Genomic DNA, 21,196 nt, shown 5'->3' on the forward strand with positions numbered 1-21,196 from the left:
TCCATCGCAGCTTATCGACACCGCAACGCGCCCGGCTGCTGATCGTGGCGGCGCTGCACTTTTTGATGCCAAGGGGAGGGTTTGATGTACCAGGACGATGATCCCATTGAAACCAGTGAATGGCTGGACGCGCTGGAATCTCTGATCGAGAACGAAGGCGTAGACCGGGCCAAATACATTCTTGAGAGGCTCTCCGAGAGGGCGAGCCGCGATGGAACCGAGCTGCCTTATTCCATTACCACGCCATTCCGGAACAGTATTCCTGTGTCCCAGCAGGCGCCGATGCCCGGCGACCTCTTCATGGAGCGCCGTATTCGCTCCCTGATCCGCTGGAATGCCATGGCCATGGTTATGCGTGCCAACCAGCGTCCCGGCGATCTTGGTGGCCATGTTTCTTCGTTCTCGTCGGCTGCGACGCTCTACGATGTTGGCTTCAACTACTTCTTCCACGGCGGCGACGAAAAGCGCGAATCCGATCTGGTTTATTTCCAGGGGCACTCATCTCCGGGCATCTATGCACGCTCCTTCCTTGAAGGCCGTTTTGACGAGAAAGATCTCGACAAGTACCGCGAGGAAGTCGACGGCACTGGCCTTTCTTCCTATCCGCACCCATGGCTGATGCCCGATTACTGGCAGTTCCCCACGGTTTCCATGGGCCTGGGCCCGATCCAGGCCATTTATCAGGCCCACGTGATGAAATACCTGGATAGCCGGGAACTCATCGAGATGGGTGATCGCAAGGTGTGGTGTTTTGTCGGTGACGGCGAGTGCGACGAGCCGGAAACCCTGGGTTCCATTTCCATGGCCGGCCGTGAAAACCTCAGCAACCTTATCTTTGTGGTTAACTGCAACCTTCAGCGTCTGGATGGTCCAGTCCGTGGTAATGGCAAGATTATTCAGGAGCTTGAGGGAGTCTTCCGCGGTGCCGGTTGGAACGTGCTTAAAGTTGTCTGGGGTCGCCACTGGGACCCCCTGTTCGAGAGGGACAAGGAAGGAAAGATGCAGCACGTCATGGACGAGGTTTGCGACGGCGACCTGCAGAACTTCAAGAGTAATGGCCCGGCCTATACCCGTAAGAATTTCTTCGGCAAGTACCCCGAAACCGCCAAGCTGGTTGAGGATCTGTCGGATGAAGAGATCAACAAGCTGAACCGGGGTGGCCATGATCCTTACAAGATCTATGCAGCCTTCCATCATGCTATTAACAAGAACGGTGGGCGTCCGACTGTTATCCTGGCCCACACCATCAAGGGTTACGGCTTCGGCGAAGCTGGTGAAGCACAGAACACGGCTCACTCCTTGAAGAAGTTGGATGTTGAGCAGCTCAAGGCCTTCCGGGACCGCTTCGCTGTGCCCCTGAAAGATGACGAGCTTGATGATGTTCCCTACTACCGGCCAGCGCCGGATAGCCCGGAAATCGTCTACATGAAGAAGCGCCGGCAGGAATTGGGTGGTTTCTATCCCAAGCGCCGCAAGGATTGCCAGCCGCTGCAAATTCCCGATCTGGACATCTTCAAAGCGGTACTGGACGGCTCCGGCGACCGGAAGATCTCCACCACCATGGCATTTGTCCGTATTTTGACCGCGCTGACAAAAGACAAGCGTATTGGCAAGCGCGTGGTACCGATCGTACCCGACGAGGCCCGTACCTTTGGTATGGAGGGCATGTTCCGTCAGTTGGGTATCTACACGGCTGAGGGACAGAAATATGTGCCGGAAGACCGTGACCAGATCATGTACTACCGGGAAGACAAGAAGGGTCAGATCCTTGAGGAAGGTATCAACGAGGATGGCTCCATGGCGGCCTGGATGGCAGCAGCAACGTCATACAGCACCAACAACTTCCCGCTGATTCCGTTCTACATTTTCTACTCCATGTTCGGCTTCCAGCGGGTTGGCGATCTGGCGTGGGCCTCTGGCGACATCCAGGCCCGTGGTTTCCTGATCGGCGGTACAGCCGGCCGGACCACCCTGAACGGCGAAGGTCTGCAGCACCAGGACGGCCACAGCCACGTGCTGGCCAACACCATTCCGAACTGTAAGGCCTACGATCCGGCTTACGGCTACGAAATGGCAGTCGTACTCCGCAAGGGTATGAAAGAGATGTTCGAGGACAATCAGAACGTCTTCTACTACCTGACCATTGAAAATGAGAACTACGAACAGCCGGCCATGCCCAAGGATTGTGAAGACGGCATTATCAAAGGTATGTACCTGTTCGAATCTGTTGAAACCAAGGGCCGCAAGAAAACCCCGCGGGTTCAGCTGCTCGGTGCTGGCGCCATTCTCAACGAGGTGCGTGCTGCGGCCCAGATGCTGAAGGACGACTGGGGAGTTGCCTCCGACGTGTGGAGTGTTACCAGCTTCAATGAACTTGCCCGTGAGGGCCAGCACGTAGACCGCTGGAACCGCCTGCACCCGGATGACAAGCCCAAGAAGGCCTACGTCACCCAGTGTCTGGAAAAGCAGACAGGGCCGGTGGTGTCTTCCACCGATTACATCAAGCTGCACTCCGAGCAGCTCCGGGCGTTCATCCCCAAAACCTACCTGACTCTCGGTACCGACGGCTTTGGCCGCAGTGACACCCGGGAAAAGCTGCGCAGCTTCTTTGAAGTGGACCGTTACTACGTAACAGTCACGGCGCTGTCAGCCCTAGCCCAGGACGGTGAGGTGAAGAACGATGTGGTTCTCGAAGCCATGCGCAAATACGGAATCGATCGCAACAAAACGAACCCGGTGCTGAGCTAAGGAGACCGCCATGAGTGAGCAGGAAATCAAGGTTCCGGATCTCGGCGGTGCGGATGAGGTCGAGGTTATCGAAATCACCGTCAGTGCTGGGGATTCGGTTGAGGCAGAAGATCCGATCCTGACCGTTGAGTCAGACAAAGCCTCGGTTGAGCTGCCGTCGCCCGGTGCCGGCAAGATCACCAAGATCACCGTCAAGGTGGGTGACAAGGTCAAGGAAGGCGACGTCGTAGGGATGATGGAGGCCAGCGCCGATGGTGGTGGCTCTGACGATACCGGCAGCGATGAATCCGAGGAAAAGGCTGAAGCAAAATCCGAGGAAAAGACCGAGGCCAAAGAGGAGCAGAAATCTGAAGAGAGCAAGCCGGCGCCGAAAAAGGCTTCCGGTGGCTCCCGCAAGGAGACCGTGAAGGTTCCTGCGCTGGATGGCTTCGACAATGTTCCGGTAATCGAAATCAACGTCGCTGAAGGCGATAGCATTGAAGCCGACGATCCGCTGGTAACGGTGGAATCCGACAAGGCGACCATGGAGATTCCCTCTCCCTACTCGGGCAAGGTGGGCAAGATCCTGGTTTCCGAGGGTGACAAGCTCTCTGAAGGCGATGAGCTGCTGGAGATGACGGTTCAGGAAGAAGGCGGCGACGAAGGAGAAGCCTCTGAGTCGGCGTTTGAAGAACCGGCGAAGGAAGAAAAATCCGAGCCGAAGTCCGAAGAGAAGCCAAAGCAGGAAGCAGAGTCTAAGCCCGAACCTCAGGGAGCAACCTATGAGGCACCTACGCCAGGTGCCAAGGTCCATGCTGGCCCGGCCGTGCGTAAGCTGGCTCGTGAGCTGGGTGCTGATCTGGCCCGCATCAAGGGCTCTGGTCCCAAAGGTCGGATTCTGAAAGACGACGTCCAAGCCTATGTGAAGGGCCAGCTCAAGCAGGCTCAGCAGGGCGGGGGCGTTGCCACCGGTTCCGGTATCCCCGGGGTCAAGCTGCCGGACTTCAGCCAGTTTGGTGAAGTGAAGCGTGAGGCCATGTCGCGGATGATGTTCGCCACGGCCAACAACATGCAGCGCAGCTGGTTGAATGTGCCTCACGTAACCCAGTTCGACGAAGCCGACATCACCGAGATGGAGAGCTTCCGCAAGGCCCAAAAGGCGGCGGGCGAGAAGAGGGGCGTCAAAATGACCCCGCTTCCGTTCCTGCTCAAGGCCTGTGCGGCCGCTTTGGCGGAACTACCCCAGTTTAACGTGTCGCTGGACATGGAGCGCAAAGAGGTGGTTCGCAAGAAGTACATCCACATCGGTATCGCGGTGGATACGCCGCATGGCTTGATGGTCCCTGTCATCCGTGACGTGGACCAAAAGGGGCTGTGGGAGCTGGCAGCCGAGAGTGCCGAGCTGGCCCAGAAGGCGCGGGACAAGCAGTTGAAGCCGGCGGAGATGCAGGGCGCGTGCTTTACCATCACCAGTCTCGGTGGTATCGGTGGCACCGCGTTCACGCCGATCGTGAATACGCCGGAGGTGGCTATTCTGGGTGTCTCCAAGGCGGCAATGAAGCCGGTCTGGGATGGCCAGGAGTTCCAGCCTCGGCTGATGCTGCCGCTGTCGTTGTCCTACGATCACCGTGCGGTGAATGGTGCGGATGCCGCCCGGTTCACCAATCTGCTGACGCAGGTTTTGGGGGATATTCGGTCCCTGCTGCTGTAACTCTCCGCTGAATTCGCCCCCAGTCTTGATGGCTCGGGGTGTCGAGAGGCGGGTGCTGCGACTCAGAGCTGTTGAGGGCCAGGGATGGCACGAAACAAGCGCACAAGGATGTGCCTTCAGTCGAGCCTCGCTGCAGCCGCCCTCCCGGCCAATGCCCCCATAACAACCGCACTGAGTAAGCCATTGCCTGAGAGGTAGCCATTGTCACCTGCTCCAGATACGCCTCTGGCAGCCCCGCCTGCGGCGAAAAGGTTAGGTAGTGGGTCCCCTTCGGCATCCAGAACTCTCCCGTCAGTCCTGATCTCAAGCCCGCCTTGGGTGTGGAACAGGGCACCGGTAACCCTGATTACATGGTAGGGAGGTACCAGTTGTTGCTCCGCAGAAAACTGTCGGCCAAAGCGATCGGTTCGATCCTGCTCGCTTAGGCTGTGAATCTCTGAAAAAGTTTTAAGGACCTCGCTCCTTGGCATTTCCAGTCCATCGGCCAAGTCTTCCAGCGTGTCGAAAATCTTCACGGCCCCTGCCGCGTGGGCATTACGATAGTCCTCAAACTGCAGGCATTGTTCATGGATACGGGTGTCAAACACGTTAAAAGCTATGCCTTCGGGTTGGGCCTTTACCTTGGCTGCCTGCTCTGAGTAGCCACCATGTTCGTTCGAGAATCGCTGGCCTTGCAAATTCAGCTGGATTCCACCCTGCATCATGACCGCCCAGGAAATCAGGGTCTGATGGGGCCATGCGAGCGAGCCGTGGCCTTGGTATGACCCCATGTCTTTCAGGCTGGCCTGAAGGGCTTGGCCCCATATCACGGCGTCACCCTGATTTCCCTCATGGCCATAGTACAGCGCACCTTCCATCTGCGGGATATGCTGTCCGATTAGGTCCTGGTTGCCTCCGTAACCGTTACAGGCCAACAGCAGGTTCGTGCAGCCAATCTGTTCGGTGGTGCCATCGCGTCGTTGATACGACAGGCCACGCACCCGCCGCTCCTCGTCAACGTGGAGAGTGGTGACTCGAGCTTCGGTCAGAATTGGCAGTCCTGCATGCTCTGCCGCATTCAGCAGGCAAGCCATGAGCTCCTCCCCTGTACGTCGGGGCGTACAATGCATGCGCAAGCGGCTGTGGCCCGGGTAGAGGAAACCTTCCACTAGCTCAAACGGAATTTTGTGTTCGTCGGCCAGCCACTCGATTACTTCACCGGAAGCCTGGGTAAGAGCTTCAACGATAGCAGGATCCGACTGATGCCCATTTTTATTCTGGATGTCGTCGGCCATTTGCTCGGGTGTGTCGTCAACGCCAGCTGCTTTCTGAAACCTGGTGGCAGCAGCGGGGATAAAACCGGACGACATGAAGGTACTGCCCCGTGGTGTCTCGTCACGCTCCAGAACAACCGCATCAATTCCCTGAGATATGGCTGCAAGCCCCGCCACCAGACCACAGGCGCCACCCCCCACAATCACCAGAGGCATTTCGATTTCAAAGTCCAGGGTCGCGCCATCGGTAAGGACGTCCGCCATGGTTCAGCCCTCTTGGCCCATTTGTGCATTGAAGGCATCGAGGATGTCTCCGGCAGGAGCCTGCCAAATCTCCTCGTGCCCGGTAATGTACTCCAGAACTGCTTCAAGGCTGCTGATACGGTGCGGCTGGCCAATCATCCAGGGGTGGATGTTCAGTGCCAGCATCCGACCGCCCTGATTGGCGGACTCGGTCAGCAGAAAGTCGAATGCGTCCTTTACTTGCTCCACCCAGGAATCTTCGGAATGCAGGTTCTGGCCGATGATGAACTGGTCCTCGATTTCCGTGGTCAGCGGCATCATGGTCAGCGGGCCGTTAGCGGTGCGGAAGTGATAGGGCATGTCATCGTTGACCCAGTCACAACAGTATTCGATGCTGTTGGCCGTCAGTAGGTCCGGGGTATGCCAGCTCTGATTCTTGGCCGGGCTCAACCAGCCCCGGACCGGAGACTCCACCAACGCACGGAGCGTGTCCACAGAGCGCTTCACCAGCTCGGCTTCTTCCTCTTTGTCCTGCCCGCCATAGTGGAGATGGTCCATATTCCAGCCATGGCAGATGAACTCACCACCGATGTCCTTCAATGCCTCCAAGAGGTATGGCGTGTCCTGAGCCAGCTGACTGTTAATCGCAAAAGTGGGCAGAATGCCATACCGGTCGAAGGCCCTTAGGCAGCGATAGATTCCGACGCGGTTGCCGTAATCCCGCAAGGTAAAGTGGCGCAGGTCAGGGTAGGGCATGGTCATGCCATTGGGTACCTTGAACGGTTTGCCGCGCTGGTTCATTGGGTACAATTGCAAAGACGTGTTGATCCACACCGCCAGTCGTTTGCCGTTTGGCCACTTAATCGGCGCCCGGTCTGCCAGCATGGACCAATCGAAGCGGTCGTGGTCATTCCCATAGGCCCGTTTGGGATATTCCAGGTAGTCTTTGTCCAAGCTCATTTCACACTCCCCTTCTTTTTCGCAATGTCATCCAGGGCTGCGTCGTAATAGTTGGATAGATAGTATTCGGCTATCTCTCGGCCGGTTGCTACCCAGACATCGCTGTGGCCAGTGATGTATTCCAGCGCCTCCTCAAAGGCTTTCATGCGGTGCGGGCAACTCACCTGATAGTTGTGAGTAGGAATGCACATCACGGTGCCGGAGTCCTTCCCCTCTTCATAGAGACGATCGAAGTGGCGCTTCAACATTGTGGCATAATGGCGAGGTTCCACCTTGTTGACCGCGTAAACAATGGTGTCATTCATCTCCAGGGAGTACGGCATGGATATGAAACGCTTGCCATTGCGCACCCGTACCGGCGTGGGCTGGTCATCATGGAAAAGGTCACAGGTATAGAAGCCGGCGTCATCACCAAACATTTCCGACCCCACCTCCGCGAACAGATCCAGGGTTTGCTCGGAGTGGGACAGGGCTGGCGCCAGATAGCCGGCGCATTTCTGGCCGCTATGACGATGAATCGTCTCGATGGAGTCGCGGATCATGTCGCGCTCCTGTTCTTCGCTCAGGCCGTAGGTATAACGGGTGTTGTAAATGCCGTGGCTGAAAAGCTCCCAGTCTCTCTCGCATACCATATCGATGATTTCCGGATGGTGCTCGCAAAGGGCCACGGATAAGGACACTGAGCCTCGGATGCCATACTTGTCCAGGAGGTCCATCTGGCGGCGGTGCCCCACACGGTTGCCGTAATCCCGGATGGTGTATCCCGGTAGTGCCGGGCTGGGCTGGGGCCAAGCCTTGCGATAGGGGTTAGAGGGTGGGTCCAGTTCGTAGAATTCGATATTGGGTGCCACCCAGAAGGCTACCCGTGCCCCGTTAGGCCATCGTATCTTCGGGCGATTGTGGTACGGCCAGTAATCGTAGACGCCAAGACTCTCTTTCATAACCTCCGCCTCTTGTTTTCAGGAGTGAGAGGCGGCGGGACTGTTGCTTCCCGCCGCCGGGGGACCTAGCGGGAATGATCAGCCCTTTTGGGCGATCTTTTCGTCCAGCCAGTCCAGCACACTCTGCACTTTCATCACATCCGCATACTTCAGGTGCAGATCGGTCAGGTTGGCGAAGTGGTAGCTTTCATGCTTGTCGGCCACGCATTCCTCGGGAACAATGGTCCTATAACCCCGAGACAGGCTCTCAACCGCCGTCGCACGCACACAACCGGAGGTTGAGCCGCCTGTCACGATCACAGTATCCACTTGATGCCAGACAAGCAGCGATTGCAAGGGGGTCTCGAAGAATGCTGAAGGCATGCGTTTGGTGTAGATCACGTCTCGGGATTCATCGATGTCCACACGCTCATCGAACGCGGTGCGGTCCGAGCCATATTTGATGTTTTGCAGTGAGTCCGGTGTGTCTGTACGTGTGCCCCATACACCGGCATCCTCCGCCGAATCCAGAAAAGCCACATGGGTCCACACCACCGGCCAGTCCAGCGCCCGGAAACGTTTGGCCAGCTCATTGACATATTCCAGTTGGCGCGGGTCGGTTTCGTAAGCGGTCTTGTACAGATCGGTGCGGGTATAGGACTTCTGCGGATCCACATTGACCAGGACTGCTTTCTTGCCAAACCCGAAAGGAACCCGCTGAGGGTTCTGCATGACCTCGTGGAAAATTTCTTTGGCAGTTTTATCGGTGGAAATCATCGTGCTCCTCCTGAATTTGATTATCGTAGGGCTTAGTGTGAGCGGTCTTCATACTGCTGACCAAGTTCCAGCATGCGCTGAGTCCCCAGGTAATCATTGAGTTGTTTGAAATCCAGCATCCGATCACGGAAATTATCGGTAGTGCCATCTTGCTTCAGAGTGGAAAAGAACTCAGTTGCCATGTAAGTGAAGGCGCGTACCAGTGCACCCGGGAAAATGACCAGGGAAAAGCCCATCGACTGCAGGGTGGGCGCATCCTGAAGCGGTGTGTCACCACCTTCTACCATGTTGGCCATCACCGGAACGCGGCCTTTGAAACGTCCCATTACCTGGTCAATCTGTTCGGACGAGCGTATGCCTTCCACAAAAATCATGTCCGCTCCCGCTTCATAATAAGCCTCGGCGCGTTCCAACGCCTTGTCTATGCCCTCGCTGGCAATAGCATCGGTCCGGCCGATGATCAGTGTCTGATCGCTGAGTCGGGCATCCAGGGCAGCCTTGATCTTGCCAACCATCTCACCGGCACTGACCAGGGTTTTCCCGCGCAAGTGACCACAGCGCTTCGGGTAGGTTTGGTCTTCCAGCTGGATGGCGTTGGCTCCAGAGCGTTCCAGCAGTCGAACGCTGCGTATGACGTTCAGGGCGTTACCAAACCCGGTGTCGCAGTCGACAACGATGGAGATGTCGCTGCGTTCACGGATATGGGCCAGGGTATCGTTCACCTCAGTAAGACTCATCAGACCAATGTCCGGACGGCCGAGCTTGGTATATGCCAGGCTGGCTCCGGATAAATAAACAGTATCGAAGCCCGCTTGTTCTGCCAATGATGCGCTCAAGGCATCGTAAACGCCGGGGGCCAACACGATGTTGGGGCTTTGTAACCGGTCTTTCAGAGTCGTTGGGGTGCCAAGAGTGTTAGTTATTGTCATAAGTCAGTGCTCATCATGATTTTCGTGAAACAGCAACCCGAATGGTTGTTGCTGCGGACTGGGCATTGTTGGCGATTATGCTTGAGCGTTAGCAAGGTCGTTCCAGACATCCTGGCGGACTAAGTGGTCATCTCTAATCTCAAAACGGTCAATGAAACGAACGCTGTCAAAGGCGGCGCCATCCGGCCATTCACCGGAAAGGGTGCCATTTACGAACACAACAACCTCGCCCATCTCGTACGCGACATTGACGGCGGCTACTGTTTTCTTGACAAACCGATAACGCCCTTTGGACCACTCAACCAGCTGGTTGAGAGATGTGAGGTCGCCGCTGCCGGGAAAGGTCATCACGAAATCCTCGCTGAGATAGCGGCGCGCCGTGTCCAATTCACGCTGCTCCATCGCCGTAAGGTAGTCGCGGACCAATGTCTCGGGGTCGGCAGCGCCAGGCCCGGGCTGTCGCACCTGGCCGCCTCGGCTGTAATTATCCGAGTCGAACTCGTCGATCCAGACAGAAATGGTCTCTGGTTTGGCCCGGGTAATACCGGAAATGACAGCCGTAAGAACTCTTGATAAACGGCTCTTCAACTCGCTGTTATAGCCCCTCAACAGGTTGACCTGTAACATCGGCATGGCAAATCCTCCTTCGCGCAAAGACAGCTTTGGGGTCTTTGCTTGATTATTTCTTTGTTCTATTAATAATACATTTATATGTGCGATTCCTGTGAGCTGTCAAGTGCTGATGGCCGCGTAACTGAGAGGTAAGCCACATGGATACACCCCTGTACACTAAGGGGCCTGGCGGCACCAAGTCCCACCAGCTGTTTCTATTGCTGAAAGATGCCATAGTCAGTGGACGCATGGCGCCCGGAACCAAAATTCCAGGAGAACTCAAACTGGCAGAGGAGCACCGGGTGTCACGGGTGACGGTGCGCCGGGCTCTCGAAGCGCTTACTGCCGAAGGGTTGATTATGCGCAAGCCCGGTGTCGGTACTCTGGTATGCGAGCAGCCAGTCGGTGCCACTGTGATGACCGCCAGCGTTTCCAACTTGCTGCCCAATATTGTGAAGATGGGCGAAAGTTCTCGCGTTCGGCTTCTCGAGTTCAGTTATGGTTATCCCCCGGACGGTGTCCGGGAACGTCTTCGTCTTGGATCAACCGAACGCGCCCAGCGTTCTATTCGGGTGCGGCTCGCCGGGGACAAGCCTTTCTCTTATCTCACCACCTACGTGCCCGAGCGCATTGCTCTCAGCTACAACGAAGATGAGCTGGCGACCACGCCGTTGTTTGTCCTGCTGGAGCGAAGTGGTGTGCATCTCGATCATGCCACGCAAACGATCTCGGCAACTCTGGCAACCAAGGACGTATCAGACGCTCTGGGTGTGGCGGTAGGTGCGCCTCTCATATCCCTTAATCGCGTGGTGTATGACAAAAAGGGTAAAGGCGTTGAGCACCTCCATGCTCTTTATCGGCCCGACCGCTACCGCATCGAGATTGACCTTTGTCGCGCCGATGGTGAAGGCGGCCGGTATTGGCAGCCACTGGCGTCGGAGTAGCGACCGCGGGCGTAAATCCTCCGGAACGCACGGCGGATTGATCATAAGTTGACATCGTCCAAAAACTTGGTATACCTTCATTTGTATCGTAAATAATACAAATAATGATCACAATAAAAGACATGCGACCAGGTTTTCGTCGCCCCGTCTCGGGGAAACAAGTTTCGGAAAACCATGGTCCTAAAATGAGAGCAGGGCGATGGCAGGTAAAACACTCTTTGACAAGGTTTGGCAGGCCCACGAAATTTACCAGAATGACGAAGGCCAGAGTTTGTTATGGGTAGACCGGCATCTGGCACATGAAGGGTCGTTTCACGCCTTTAACAAGATCGCTGAGCGTGGGCTGTCAGTTCGCCATCCCGAATGCACGATCGGCATCGCAGATCATTACGTGCCCACCACCAGCCGCAGCCTCATTGCGGTGCAGCCGAAGATACGCCACGTCATCGAGCAGTTAGTCGAAAACACCCGTAAGCACGGCATTAAATTGATTGGGCTTGATGATCCGCGCCAGGGGATTGTCCACGTCGTTGGCCCTGAGCAAGGCATTACTCAACCGGGTCTGTTGATGGTGTGTGGCGACAGCCACACTTCCACCCACGGTGCTCTGGGTGCCCTGGCTTTCGGCATCGGTGCGTCGGAAGTGGCGCATGTGCTGGCGACACAGACCCTTTGGCAAACCAAGCCCAAGCGAATGCGGATTACCATAAACGGGCAGTTGGCGCCGGGCGTCACGGCAAAGGATATTGCGCTGGCCTGGATTTCCAGGCTGGGTGCGGACGGTGCCCGCGGCTACGCCATTGAGTATGCGGGCAGTGTTATCCGCGACTTGAGTGTGGAAGCGCGGCTGACCCTCTGTAACTTATCCATTGAGGGCGGGGGCCGGTGTGGGATGATCGCCCCTGACGAGAAAACCATCGAATACGTTACGGGGCGTCCATATAGTCCCCGTGGTGAAGCGCTCACGCGAGCTATCGCCTACTGGAAGACGCTTTACAGTGACGATGATGGGGAATTCGATCGGGAAGTGATCCTCGATGGCGAAGAGATTGCCCCAATTGTGACCTGGGGCGTGTCCCCGGAGGAGGCTCTGCCCATAGACGCTTCTGTGCCGGACCCCTCCTCCGCCAGTTCAGCGTCAAAGTCTCGTCAGATTCAGGACAGCCTCGATTACATGGGGCTTGTACCCGGACAGAAACTGACCGACGTCACCATTGACCGTATCTTTATCGGGTCTTGCACGAATGCCCGTATCGAAGACCTTCGTGCCGCCGCAGATTTGCTCAAAGGCAAGACCTGCAAGGTTCCTGGCATCGTTTCTCCTGGCTCTACCGCGGTTAAGGCCGAGGCAGAGGCTGAAGGGTTGGGCCAGGTATTTATGGATGCAGGTCTTGAATGGCGCGAGTCTGGCTGTTCTATGTGCGTCGCAATGAATGGTGATCTGGTTGCCAGTGGAGAGCGTTGCGCGTCGACGACAAATCGTAATTTCAAGGGAAGGCAGGGCCCCGGCGCTCGCACTCACCTGATGTCACCGGCCATGGCTGCTGCAGCGGCACTGACTGGCCATCTTACCGATATTCGTGATCTTCTGGGGTAAATGGATATGAAACCGTTCACGCGATTGTCTTCACTGGCCTGTCCGCTACCGCTTGAGAATGTTGACACAGACCAGATTATCCCGGCCCGGTTCATGAAAGAGTCCCGAGCCAATGGTTATGGCGGGTTCCTTCTGTATGACATGCGCTTTGACAGCAACGGTACGGAGAAGAAATTCATTTTGAATAATCCCGATGCGGCGGCTTCCGAGATACTGGTGGCTCGTCGTAACTTTGGCGCCGGGTCTTCCCGAGAGGCCGCAGTCTATGCGTTGATGGATTTCGGATTCCGCTGCGTTATAGCGCCAAGCTTTGGGGATATTTTCGCTTCGAACTCCGTGAACAATGGCTTGCTGCCGGCTTTAGTGTCGGAGCAGGACTGTGAACGATTGCTCGAGATCATGGATGCGGAGCCCAAGCAGATGGAGGTGGATCTATCGGCTCAGACGATCACTGTTGCAAGTGCTATTGTTTACTTTGAGATCAATCCAACCTGGAAGCTAAAGCTTTTGAATGGTTGGGACGATATTGATCTGACACTCGCAGAGAAATCAAAAATCGAAAAATTCCGAGAGAACTATCGGAAACATTACCCTTGGCTAGGGTAATACGAGCGCTGGAAAGCCAAAAGAAATTAACTTTAACAAGAAGCACAAAAGAGGTTGTCATGAAAAAGCAAATTCGTTTTATTGCCGCTGGTGCGTCACTGCTATGTGCAATGGGTGCGATGGCAGAAGAGCAAGAGCTCAAAGCGGTTCACGCCTTCCCGTCTTCCCTGATTTATTCGCAGAGCTTCCTTGACTTTGTTGATAAGGTTAACGAGCAGGGCGAAGGTGTCATTCAGATCCGGGTACTCGGTGGGCCAGAAGTAATCGGCCTGCCCCAACAGCCGGACTCCGTTCGCAACGGCGTCGTCGACATGGCATACACTGCTGCCAGCTTCTACTCTGGCAAGATCCCTGAGCGGGACGCTTTGATCTCTTCAAATACCAATGCGGTCTATGCCCGTGAGTCCGGCGGGATTGATCTTTTCAATGAGATCCATCAGCAAAAGATGGGCGTTTACTACCTGGGCTGGTTCGACAGCGGGGTAAATTATAACCTGTATACCATCAATGAGCCGAAGCTGAATGATGAAGGCGATCTGGATATGTCTGGGGTGCGTCTTCGCAGTAATCCAGTATATGACGCTTTCTTCACCGACTATTTGAAAGTTCAGCCAATCAGCTTGCCGACGACCGATGTCTACTCCGCGCTGGAGCGTAACGTTGTAGATGCCACAGGCTGGACCCAAATCGGCATGAGCGACCTGAATTGGGACAAGTTCCTGAACTACCGTATTGATCCTGCCTTCTACTCGACTGATATGGGGGTGATTGTCAATCTGGATAGCTGGAACGAGCTCAGTGATGAAGCGCAAGAAATCCTGCAGCGAGTCGCTATCGAGCATGAGCGATACAGCGCCGAAAGCTTTGCGGAAGTGGCGGCCGAGCAGCAGGCCGCTCTTGAGGAAAACGGCATGAGTCCGTTCGAGCTGGAGGGAGAGGCTGCAACCCGTTATCTTGATGCCGCCAAGGAAGCTTCACTGAACCGTATGCGTGCGCGTATGGAGCAGCACCCGGATGGCTTGACTAACTACGACGAACTGGTTGAGAAGTTCAATAAGCCTGATACCAAGTAGCAAACCCGGGCCCGGCGTCCGTCGGGCCTTCCCCTTTCTTGACAACGGGTAGTCTTATGTCTCCCTTCGTTCGCCTCTATGACAAGCTGGTTGATGCGCTGGCGCTCGTCTCCGGCCTGATGCTGCTATGGCTGATGATCGCGGTAGTAGCCTCCGTACTCATCCGCAACATAGGGGGGCAGCCGCCGGCCTGGCTTTTCACATCAACTGAATACTCCATGTTCTACCTGACGCTGCTGGGCGCGCCCTGGCTGGTTCGGGAAAGGGGGCATGTTTTTGTTGAGGTCGCCATCGCGCGACTTCCGTCTGGTGCGATCGATGTGCTTTCGCGAATCGTCATGTTTCTGTGTGCGGGTATCAGCTTTGTGCTGGCATGGACGGGCCTGGAATTGGTGATATCCAATGTTCAGGGCGGTGACTATGACGTCCGGATTTACTTCATCCCGATGTGGATCTTTACGGTCACTTATCCGATCAGCTTTGCCCTGATGGGAATTGAGTTTACCCGTTTTATTTTCGCAAAGAATACGTTCCATCGCTCCATATACGGGGAAGTCTGATATGGCTTGGCACGAAGCTTTACTCTTTCTGCTGTCGGTTGTCTTGATTTTGATGTTGATTGGCGCGCCGGTCGCCTTTGCATTTATTGGTGCTAACCTCGTCGGCGCCTGGTATTTCATGGGTGGCAGCGCCGGCCTGACCCAGGTGCTCAACAATGGATTCGGTGCGTTGTCCAACTTTGGCCTCGTGCCGATACCGCTGTTTTTGTTGATGGGGGAGCTGTTTTTCCGGACCGGCCTGGGAATGAGAATGTTCAACGCCATCGATCAGTTGATGGGCAGGGTTCCAGGACGTTTGTCTTACGTGACGGTGGTCGGAGGTACCGCGTTCTCCACGTTGAGCGGGTCTTCTATGGGATCCACGGCGTTGCTGGGCTCTCTTCTGGTTCCGGAAATGGAGCGTCGCGGCTACAAAAGATACATGTCCATCGGCCCGATCCTGGGTACGGGCGGTCTTGCTATTATCATTCCGCCTTCGGCCATTGCGGTGCTTCTGGCTACATTGGCCAAGATTGATATCGGGGATGTATTGATTGGCGGCATCATACCGGGTCTGCTGTTGGCCGCACTTTACATGCTTACCATCTGGCTCAAGACCAAACTCAATCCGCAGGCTGCGCCAGCCTATGACGTCGAGACCGTCCCGCTGGCTCAAAAGCTCAAGATTTTCGGCCGCGATATCCTGCCCATGCTCAGTATCATTGTGATGATCGTAGTGATGATGCTCAGTGGCTTCGCAACACCGTCTGAGTCAGCTGCCTTTGGCGCTCTGGGTGTCATTGTTCTGGCCGCACTGTTCAAAGGCCTGTCGCTGAAATCTTTCAAGCTATCTGTAATTGGCGCACTGAAAGTGACGTTGATGGCATATCTTATTGTATTCGGTTCCGCCACATTCAGTCAGCTGCTGGCATTTTCGGGTGCCTCCAGCGGTCTGATCCAGTGGGCTGTAAGCTTTGATCTCTCGCCGCTGCTCATGCTGCTTGCAATGTTCCTGGTGCTCCTTGCCCTCGGCACCTTCATGGAAGCTATCTCCATCATGATGATCACGGTGCCGTTCTTCTTCCCACTGGCGGAATCGTTGGGTTTCGATCTGGTGTGGTTCGCCATCATCACACTGGTGGCACTGGAGGTAGGCTTTTCCACTCCACCTTTGGGTCTGAATCTGTTTGTGATGAAGGGCGTTGCGCCCCCGGGCACCACCATGCGGGAAATCTATATGGCGTCGATTCCCTACATCGCCTGCTCGCTGTTGCTGGTTGCGCTGATGATAATATTCCCGGATATCGTCACCTGGTTGCCAGGTCTTTCGGCTGACTGAGGAGCCAGGTATTGCTCTGTGGGAATGGTCTACGCCGATCTGCGGGGCCTATCCCGGAATCCCCCGACTCATGCCCAGGAAGTGCTGGTTGAGCTGGCCCTCAAGCTCGCGATTGAAGTGCTCCGCTGATTCCATGTGCTCGTGCATCAGCTGGCGGGCTCTGTCTGCATCGCGGGCATGGAGAGCCGCCAGTAATTTCTGGTGATATTTGAGATTGGCGCATGAGAACTCACGTTGCTCCGGTAGAGCGGATTTCTTGAAAATTACCATATCGCGAATCATGTCGTTTACGAAACGGCCGATGAACGCCAGCATCGCATTGCCACAGCGCTGCGCCAGCAGCACATGGAATTCGAGCTCGGCGATACGCTGATCCATCCGCTCGTCAAAAGTTTCGGGTGTCACTTCGCAGCGTTTGACCAGGGCGTCGAGCTCCGCCAGGTCCTCGGTAGTCAAGCGGGGCGTGGCCAGGGCAGCGATCTCCGGTTCAACCAGCGTCCTCAAAGCATAAATTTCCGGACCGGAAGGTTGCTCAAAATGAAGAAAGTTTCTCAGCAACGCACTGGCTTTCTCATAGGGCACTCGCTCGAGAATCGCGCCTCCGTTCGGGCCGGTGCGGATTGACACAAGGCCCTGAACTTCCAGCGATTTCAGCGCCTCCCGAACCGTGCCCTTGGAGCATTGAAACTGCTCCATCAGCTCCCGCTCATTGGGAAGCCGTTCGCCCGGTTGCATCCTGTTGAGCGCAACCCAGCGCTTCACTGACTCGACAATCTGATCTGATCGTTTTACTCGCTTGGGTATCTGTAGGTTCTTGTCGTTCATCAGGTTTCACGTCTCCGATCAAAGGGGCATTCTGCCACACGGCATATTTTTTTACGACTTGGTTGAATTAATCTATTTATTAGTATAAATATAATAGTCACATTATGGCCAATCGCGAACTGTGGTTGGTAATTGAAACGACACCCACACGTTGGAGGTTAGATATGTCCCATTCATCCGGCTTTAACTGGGAAGATCCGCTGCTGTTGACCCAGCAACTGAGTACCGAAGAGCGTCAGATCAGTGAGGCCGCCCGTGCCTATTGCCAGCAGGAGCTGCAACCTCGCGTGCTTACGGCGTATCGTGAAGAACGCTTTGATCGAGAAATACTCAATGAGATGGGTGAAATGGGGTTGCTGGGGGCTACCGTGGCTGAAGAATACGGCGGAGCGGGTCTTAGTCACGTGGCCTATGGTCTGATTGCGCGGGAAGTTGAGCGGGTAGATTCGGGCTACCGTTCAGCCATGAGCGTGCAGTCCTCTCTGGTGATGTATCCGATCGAAGCCTATGGCTCGGAAGAGCAGAAGAAAAAATTCCTGCCGAAGCTGGCCAGTGGCGAAATGGTAGGCTGTTTCGGTCTGACCGAGCCGGACTATGGTTCTGATCCCGGCTCAATGAATACCCGTGCCAAAAAAGTGGACGGTGGGTATCGTCTCACCGGACAGAAGATGTGGATCACCAATAGCCCGATCGCTGATATTGCAGTGGTCTGGGCCAAGTCGGAAGCGCATGAGGGGAAAATTCGCGGCTTTATCGTTGAGCGGGACACAGACGGTTTCTCTACTCCAAAAATCGAAGGTAAGTTGAGCCTGCGGGCGTCCATCACCGGTGAGATCGTGCTTGATGAAGCATTTGTGCCTGAGGAAAACTTGCTACCGAACGTTAGCGGCCTGAAGGGTCCGTTTGGTTGTTTGAACAAGGCCCGCTTCGGCATTGCATGGGGCTCTATGGGAGCGGCGGAATTCTGCTGGCATGCGGCACGTCAGTATACACTTGACCGGAAACAGTTTGGTCGCCCACTGGCAGCCAACCAGTTAATCCAGTTGAAGCTTGCCAACATGCAGACAGATATCGCTCTGGGTCTGCAGGCTGCCCTGCAGGTGGGGCGCCTGATGGATAGCGGCAACTGGGCGCCCGAGATGGTCTCCCTGATCAAGCGTAACAACTGCGGCAAAGCCCTTGATGTCGCCCGAATGGCTCGCGACATGCACGGTGGTAACGGCATCGCCGATGAGTACGGGGTTATGCGGCACATGGTCAACCTGGAGACAGTGAATACCTATGAAGGTACTCATGACGTGCATGCTCTTATTCTGGGCCGAGCTCAGACCGGCATCCAGGCATTTTTCTGAACATAGGCCAAGTGACATAGCGGGGCTTGTGCCCCGCTCGGGAGAATCGTGATGGAAAAACCCTTAGAGGGAATACGCATTATTGATCTCTCTCGTATCTTGGCCGGCCCATGGTGCAGCCAGCATCTGGCCGATCTTGGTGCGGAAGTGATCAAAGTCGAGCATCCGGAAAGGGGAGATGACACCCGAGGATGGGGGCCTCCGTACCTTAACGGGACCCACGAGGCCGCTTATTACCTATCGGCCAATCGGGGCAAGCGCTCTATCGCGGTCGACATAGCTCAACCTGAGGGGCAGGCTCTGATCCGGGAGCTCGTTGCCACCAGTGACGTGGTATTGGAAAATTTCAAAGTTGGTGGCCTGAAACGTTACGGTCTGGATTACGAGAGTCTTAAGCAGATCAAGCCGGACCTCGTATATTGCTCGATCACCGGGTTTGGTCAGAATGGTCCTTACTCGAAGCGAGCAGGCTACGATTTCCTCCTCCAGGGTATGGGGGGGCTGATGGACATAACCGGAAATCCGGACGACGAGCCCGGTGGCGGCCCGATGAAGGTCGGCGTGGCGGTGGTCGATTTGTTCACCGGAATGTACGCTGCAACCTCTATTCTTTCAGCCCTTATGGGTCGGAACCGGACCGGGGAGGGGACTTGGATTGATCTCGCCCTGATGGATGTGCAGGTCAGTATGCTGGCGAATCAGGCACTCAATTTTCTCACCTCCGGTAAGTCCCCGCAGAGGCTGGGCAACTCCCATCCCAATATCGTGCCTTATCAGGCTTTCGCGACAGCGGATGGTCATATCATCCTGGCGGTGGGTAACGATAGCCAGTTCCAGCGGTTCTGTAAAGTTGCCGGGGTTCCGGTGCTGGCCTCGGATGAACGCTTTGCGACCAACCGTAGCAGAGTACTGAATCGTGCTGTTTTAATTCCGCAAATCGAGCGCTTGATTCGTGGTCACCCCTCTCAGTTCTGGTTAAACGCCCTGGAACGGCAGGGCGTGCCCTGCGGCCCGATTAACAGCGTTGAGCAGGTATTTGCGGACCCTCAGGTACAGCATCGGGGAATGCAAATGAAAATGACACACGTGGAGGCTGGCGAGATGAGCCTGGTGAGCAATCCGGTTCGTTTCAATGACGCATCTCTGAATGCAGACCAGCCCCCGCCCAAGCTTGGCGAACACACCCGGAGTGTGCTCTCGCAACTGTTCCCTGATCGGGAAGACTACCTGGATAACCTTCGCGATAAAGGTGTTATTCGGTAAGTCAGGTTACCTTTGGTACTGCGATCACCTGGTCGCAGTACTTCAAGCATTTTCTTCCCCGCATAAACAGCAAATTAACTGATCGGGATTTTCTCCCTTTCTATACAGTTCGAATTCGATCACGGCTCCTGAGGGAGGGTGTGATAGGCGCCCTTGTGGACACAGACTGACTATTCCCTGGATCCGTTGACAGTTTGGATGACGTCAGCAGTTTCGTGCAAGTCTTGTTTGGCCGAACCCGTAATGGCTGCTGCCAAAGTGAATCAGGCAGTGGCCCAGAAACGAAAAAGCCCCGGCAGATGCCGGGGCTTTTTCGAGTTAACTTCTAAAAAGGAAGGATTAGAAGCTGTACTGAGCTGCGAACAGCAGACGGTTAGCGTCAGCAGAGTCGCCGGCAACGGTTTCCTGATCGAAGTAACCGTATTCAACGCCCAGCATGACGTTTTTGACCGGTGTCCACATATAGTTGACGAAAGCGTTCTGGTTGGTCTCCGGATCCGCATTGGTCGTTGCACCTGCAGCGATCGCATCGTCCAGGTCCATAGTGGTCATGCCATAGGCCACGTTGATGCTGCTGCCGCCACCCAGCGCCATGCTCACACCTACGTTACCGCCATAGGCTTCGATGGTTTCCACACTGTTGCCATCGACGTAGGCGGCCGGACCGTAGTAGTTGGAGCCGGAGCGCCACAGATAACCGGTAGCACCATCAGTGTAGTTGAATGTGCCCTGAACAGAGAACATGTCAGTCAGTTTCAGTTTCGCACCGGCCGCTACGGAGTAGCCGATAGCACTGTCGTCGTTCGTGCCATCATCGGCTGTGACTTGACTGGCCGAAGCAGAGGCTCCATAGGAGAGCATGTCAGACGAGCCTTCGAAACGCGCAGTGAAAGCGGGAGCTGAGGTGCGAGTATTGCCACCTGCGCCCAGTACTGCCTGGGGACCCGGATCTTCAATGGAGAAAGACATGCCGCCAGTGGTGTAGCGGATCTGCTCTGTGCGATCCCAGCTGCCAAAGCTACCTGCCACGCCGTCGAAGTCGAGAAGTGGTGTAGCGGCTACGAAGCTGATTGTGTTGGACCATGTGCGGCCAACCAGCCAGCCGTTGTAGGTACCGTAGGCATGACGCATGCGCAGGCTGCCCGCGCTGTTGCCGGAACCACGGAAATCACCTTCGACGGTAATGCCAACGCCGTTAGCGTGGGTTACTTTTACACCCAGACGGCTTTGCTTAACGTCAGCACCAAAATGACCGGTAACGTCTTCATTTGCGGATGGGGCTAGTGAGCCGGCACGAGTCGACACTGCACGGTTGCCGTCGATGTCATAGCTCATGTTCAGGCGCGCGTAGCCGTAGAGGCTTGCGTCGACATCATCTCCCACGCTCAGGGTCATCGCACCCGCTTGGGAGGCAACACCCATAACTGCTGCTGCCGCGGTTGCACGAATCGCCAATCTTAATTTATTGCTTTGCATCGTTGTTGTCTCCACACATTTTTGTTGTTGGACCCAGAAACAAGGTAGTT

18 protein-coding genes are annotated in these 21,196 nt (G+C 55.6%); 10 read left to right on the forward strand and 8 right to left on the reverse strand.

All coding sequences use genetic code 11. The features are described 5' to 3' along the window. The first annotated feature begins 84 nt into the window (after positions 1–84). Positions 85–2,748: a pyruvate dehydrogenase (acetyl-transferring), homodimeric type gene (gene aceE / locus CFT65_RS05575; protein WP_088826992.1), complete on the forward strand. Its 2,664-nt coding sequence runs from the start codon at positions 85–87 to the stop codon at positions 2,746–2,748. A gap of 10 nt (positions 2,749–2,758) precedes the next feature. Then, positions 2,759–4,438: a dihydrolipoyllysine-residue acetyltransferase gene (gene aceF, locus CFT65_RS05580; protein ID WP_088826993.1), complete on the forward strand. Its 1,680-nt coding sequence runs from the start codon at positions 2,759–2,761 to the stop codon at positions 4,436–4,438. 116 nt (positions 4,439–4,554) lie between these two features. On the opposite strand, the gene CFT65_RS05585 is transcribed toward aceF, so the two are convergent. From CFT65_RS05585 to CFT65_RS05610, 6 genes are all read right to left on the reverse strand, one after another. Beyond that, positions 4,555–5,955, reverse strand: coding sequence for an FAD-dependent oxidoreductase (locus tag CFT65_RS05585; protein ID WP_088826994.1), 1,401 nt, complete (start codon positions 5,953–5,955; stop codon positions 4,555–4,557). A 3-nt stretch (positions 5,956–5,958) separates the two neighbouring features. Then, the gene (locus tag CFT65_RS05590; protein WP_088826995.1) at positions 5,959–6,894 is read right to left on the reverse strand and encodes a polysaccharide deacetylase family protein; all 936 of its coding nucleotides are present in this window, start codon (positions 6,892–6,894) and stop codon (positions 5,959–5,961) included. Next, positions 6,891–7,835: a polysaccharide deacetylase family protein gene (locus CFT65_RS05595; protein ID WP_088826996.1), complete on the reverse strand. Its 945-nt coding sequence runs from the start codon at positions 7,833–7,835 to the stop codon at positions 6,891–6,893. Before CFT65_RS05595 ends, CFT65_RS05590 begins: the two co-directional genes overlap by 4 nt. A gap of 78 nt (positions 7,836–7,913) precedes the next feature. Then, a complete protein-coding gene (locus tag CFT65_RS05600) occupies positions 7,914–8,591 on the reverse strand; it encodes an isochorismatase family protein (RefSeq protein ID WP_088826997.1) in 678 nt (225 codons plus the stop codon). Positions 8,592–8,623: 32 nt separating this feature from the next. Further along, positions 8,624–9,520 carry an isocitrate lyase/PEP mutase family protein gene (locus CFT65_RS05605; protein ID WP_088826998.1) on the reverse strand — a complete coding sequence of 299 codons (897 nt, stop codon included), beginning with the start codon at positions 9,518–9,520 and terminating at the stop codon, positions 8,624–8,626. A gap of 75 nt (positions 9,521–9,595) precedes the next feature. After that, positions 9,596–10,153: a nuclear transport factor 2 family protein gene (locus tag CFT65_RS05610; RefSeq protein WP_088826999.1), complete on the reverse strand. Its 558-nt coding sequence runs from the start codon at positions 10,151–10,153 to the stop codon at positions 9,596–9,598. Between the two features lie 137 nt (positions 10,154–10,290). Between CFT65_RS05610 and CFT65_RS05615 the strand changes: the two genes are divergently transcribed. The 6 genes from CFT65_RS05615 (at position 10,291) to CFT65_RS05640 (ending at position 16,230) form a co-directional block, all read left to right on the forward strand. Next, complete coding sequence (locus tag CFT65_RS05615; protein ID WP_088827000.1) at positions 10,291–11,076, forward strand: GntR family transcriptional regulator; 786 nt, start codon at positions 10,291–10,293, stop codon at positions 11,074–11,076. 199 nt (positions 11,077–11,275) lie between these two features. Then, a complete protein-coding gene (gene leuC, locus CFT65_RS05620; protein WP_088827001.1) occupies positions 11,276–12,673 on the forward strand; it encodes a 3-isopropylmalate dehydratase large subunit in 1,398 nt (465 codons plus the stop codon). Between the two features lie 6 nt (positions 12,674–12,679). After that, positions 12,680–13,279, forward strand: a complete 600-nt coding sequence (gene leuD / locus CFT65_RS05625) for a 3-isopropylmalate dehydratase small subunit (RefSeq protein ID WP_088828166.1) — start codon at positions 12,680–12,682, stop codon at positions 13,277–13,279. 59 nt (positions 13,280–13,338) lie between these two features. Then, positions 13,339–14,352 (forward strand): TRAP transporter substrate-binding protein DctP, encoded by a 1,014-nt coding sequence (gene dctP, locus CFT65_RS05630; protein ID WP_172408425.1) that lies wholly within the window; start codon positions 13,339–13,341, stop codon positions 14,350–14,352. A 56-nt stretch (positions 14,353–14,408) separates the two neighbouring features. Next, entirely contained in the window at positions 14,409–14,912 is a 504-nt protein-coding gene (locus tag CFT65_RS05635; RefSeq protein ID WP_088827002.1) for a TRAP transporter small permease, read from the forward strand. A 1-nt stretch (position 14,913) separates the two neighbouring features. Further along, a complete protein-coding gene (locus CFT65_RS05640; RefSeq protein ID WP_088827003.1) occupies positions 14,914–16,230 on the forward strand; it encodes a TRAP transporter large permease in 1,317 nt (438 codons plus the stop codon). 48 nt (positions 16,231–16,278) lie between these two features. On the opposite strand, the gene CFT65_RS05645 is transcribed toward CFT65_RS05640, so the two are convergent. Beyond that, the gene (locus tag CFT65_RS05645; RefSeq protein WP_088827004.1) at positions 16,279–17,055 is read right to left on the reverse strand and encodes a FadR/GntR family transcriptional regulator; all 777 of its coding nucleotides are present in this window, start codon (positions 17,053–17,055) and stop codon (positions 16,279–16,281) included. 164 nt (positions 17,056–17,219) lie between these two features. Between CFT65_RS05645 and CFT65_RS05650 the strand changes: the two genes are divergently transcribed. Together CFT65_RS05650 and CFT65_RS05655 are read left to right on the forward strand one after the other, a co-directional pair. Beyond that, positions 17,220–18,407, forward strand: coding sequence for an acyl-CoA dehydrogenase (locus CFT65_RS05650; protein ID WP_088827005.1), 1,188 nt, complete (start codon positions 17,220–17,222; stop codon positions 18,405–18,407). 51 nt (positions 18,408–18,458) lie between these two features. Then, positions 18,459–19,670 (forward strand): CaiB/BaiF CoA transferase family protein, encoded by a 1,212-nt coding sequence (locus tag CFT65_RS05655; RefSeq protein ID WP_088827006.1) that lies wholly within the window; start codon positions 18,459–18,461, stop codon positions 19,668–19,670. A 339-nt stretch (positions 19,671–20,009) separates the two neighbouring features. Here CFT65_RS05655 and CFT65_RS05660 read toward each other — a convergent pair whose 3' ends face one another. Then, a complete protein-coding gene (locus tag CFT65_RS05660) occupies positions 20,010–21,146 on the reverse strand; it encodes a DcaP family trimeric outer membrane transporter (protein ID WP_088827007.1) in 1,137 nt (378 codons plus the stop codon). Positions 21,147–21,196 lie beyond the last annotated feature (50 nt).

The organism is Marinobacter sp. es.048, assembly GCF_900188435.1.
Taxonomy (GTDB): Bacteria; Pseudomonadota; Gammaproteobacteria; order Pseudomonadales; family Oleiphilaceae; genus Marinobacter.

Excerpts from the sequence above, each read along its gene's own strand:
- aceE (WP_088826992.1), top strand. The coding sequence starts at position 85 with ATGTACCAGGACGATGATCCCATTGAAACCAGTGAATGGCTGGACGCG.
- aceF (WP_088826993.1), top strand. The coding sequence starts at position 2,759 with ATGAGTGAGCAGGAAATCAAGGTTCCGGATCTCGGCGGTGCGGATGAG.
- CFT65_RS05585 (WP_088826994.1), bottom strand. The coding sequence starts at position 5,955 with ATGGCGGACGTCCTTACCGATGGCGCGACCCTGGACTTTGAAATCGAA.
- CFT65_RS05590 (WP_088826995.1), bottom strand. The coding sequence starts at position 6,894 with ATGAGCTTGGACAAAGACTACCTGGAATATCCCAAACGGGCCTATGGG.
- CFT65_RS05595 (WP_088826996.1), bottom strand. The coding sequence starts at position 7,835 with ATGAAAGAGAGTCTTGGCGTCTACGATTACTGGCCGTACCACAATCGC.
- CFT65_RS05600 (WP_088826997.1), bottom strand. The coding sequence starts at position 8,591 with ATGATTTCCACCGATAAAACTGCCAAAGAAATTTTCCACGAGGTCATG.
- CFT65_RS05605 (WP_088826998.1), bottom strand. The coding sequence starts at position 9,520 with ATGACAATAACTAACACTCTTGGCACCCCAACGACTCTGAAAGACCGG.
- CFT65_RS05610 (WP_088826999.1), bottom strand. The coding sequence starts at position 10,153 with ATGCCGATGTTACAGGTCAACCTGTTGAGGGGCTATAACAGCGAGTTG.
- CFT65_RS05615 (WP_088827000.1), top strand. The coding sequence starts at position 10,291 with ATGGATACACCCCTGTACACTAAGGGGCCTGGCGGCACCAAGTCCCAC.
- leuC (WP_088827001.1), top strand. The coding sequence starts at position 11,276 with ATGGCAGGTAAAACACTCTTTGACAAGGTTTGGCAGGCCCACGAAATT.
- leuD (WP_088828166.1), top strand. The coding sequence starts at position 12,680 with ATGAAACCGTTCACGCGATTGTCTTCACTGGCCTGTCCGCTACCGCTT.
- dctP (WP_172408425.1), top strand. The coding sequence starts at position 13,339 with ATGAAAAAGCAAATTCGTTTTATTGCCGCTGGTGCGTCACTGCTATGT.
- CFT65_RS05635 (WP_088827002.1), top strand. The coding sequence starts at position 14,409 with ATGTCTCCCTTCGTTCGCCTCTATGACAAGCTGGTTGATGCGCTGGCG.
- CFT65_RS05640 (WP_088827003.1), top strand. The coding sequence starts at position 14,914 with ATGGCTTGGCACGAAGCTTTACTCTTTCTGCTGTCGGTTGTCTTGATT.
- CFT65_RS05645 (WP_088827004.1), bottom strand. The coding sequence starts at position 17,055 with ATGAACGACAAGAACCTACAGATACCCAAGCGAGTAAAACGATCAGAT.
- CFT65_RS05650 (WP_088827005.1), top strand. The coding sequence starts at position 17,220 with ATGTCCCATTCATCCGGCTTTAACTGGGAAGATCCGCTGCTGTTGACC.
- CFT65_RS05655 (WP_088827006.1), top strand. The coding sequence starts at position 18,459 with ATGGAAAAACCCTTAGAGGGAATACGCATTATTGATCTCTCTCGTATC.
- CFT65_RS05660 (WP_088827007.1), bottom strand. The coding sequence starts at position 21,146 with ATGCAAAGCAATAAATTAAGATTGGCGATTCGTGCAACCGCGGCAGCA.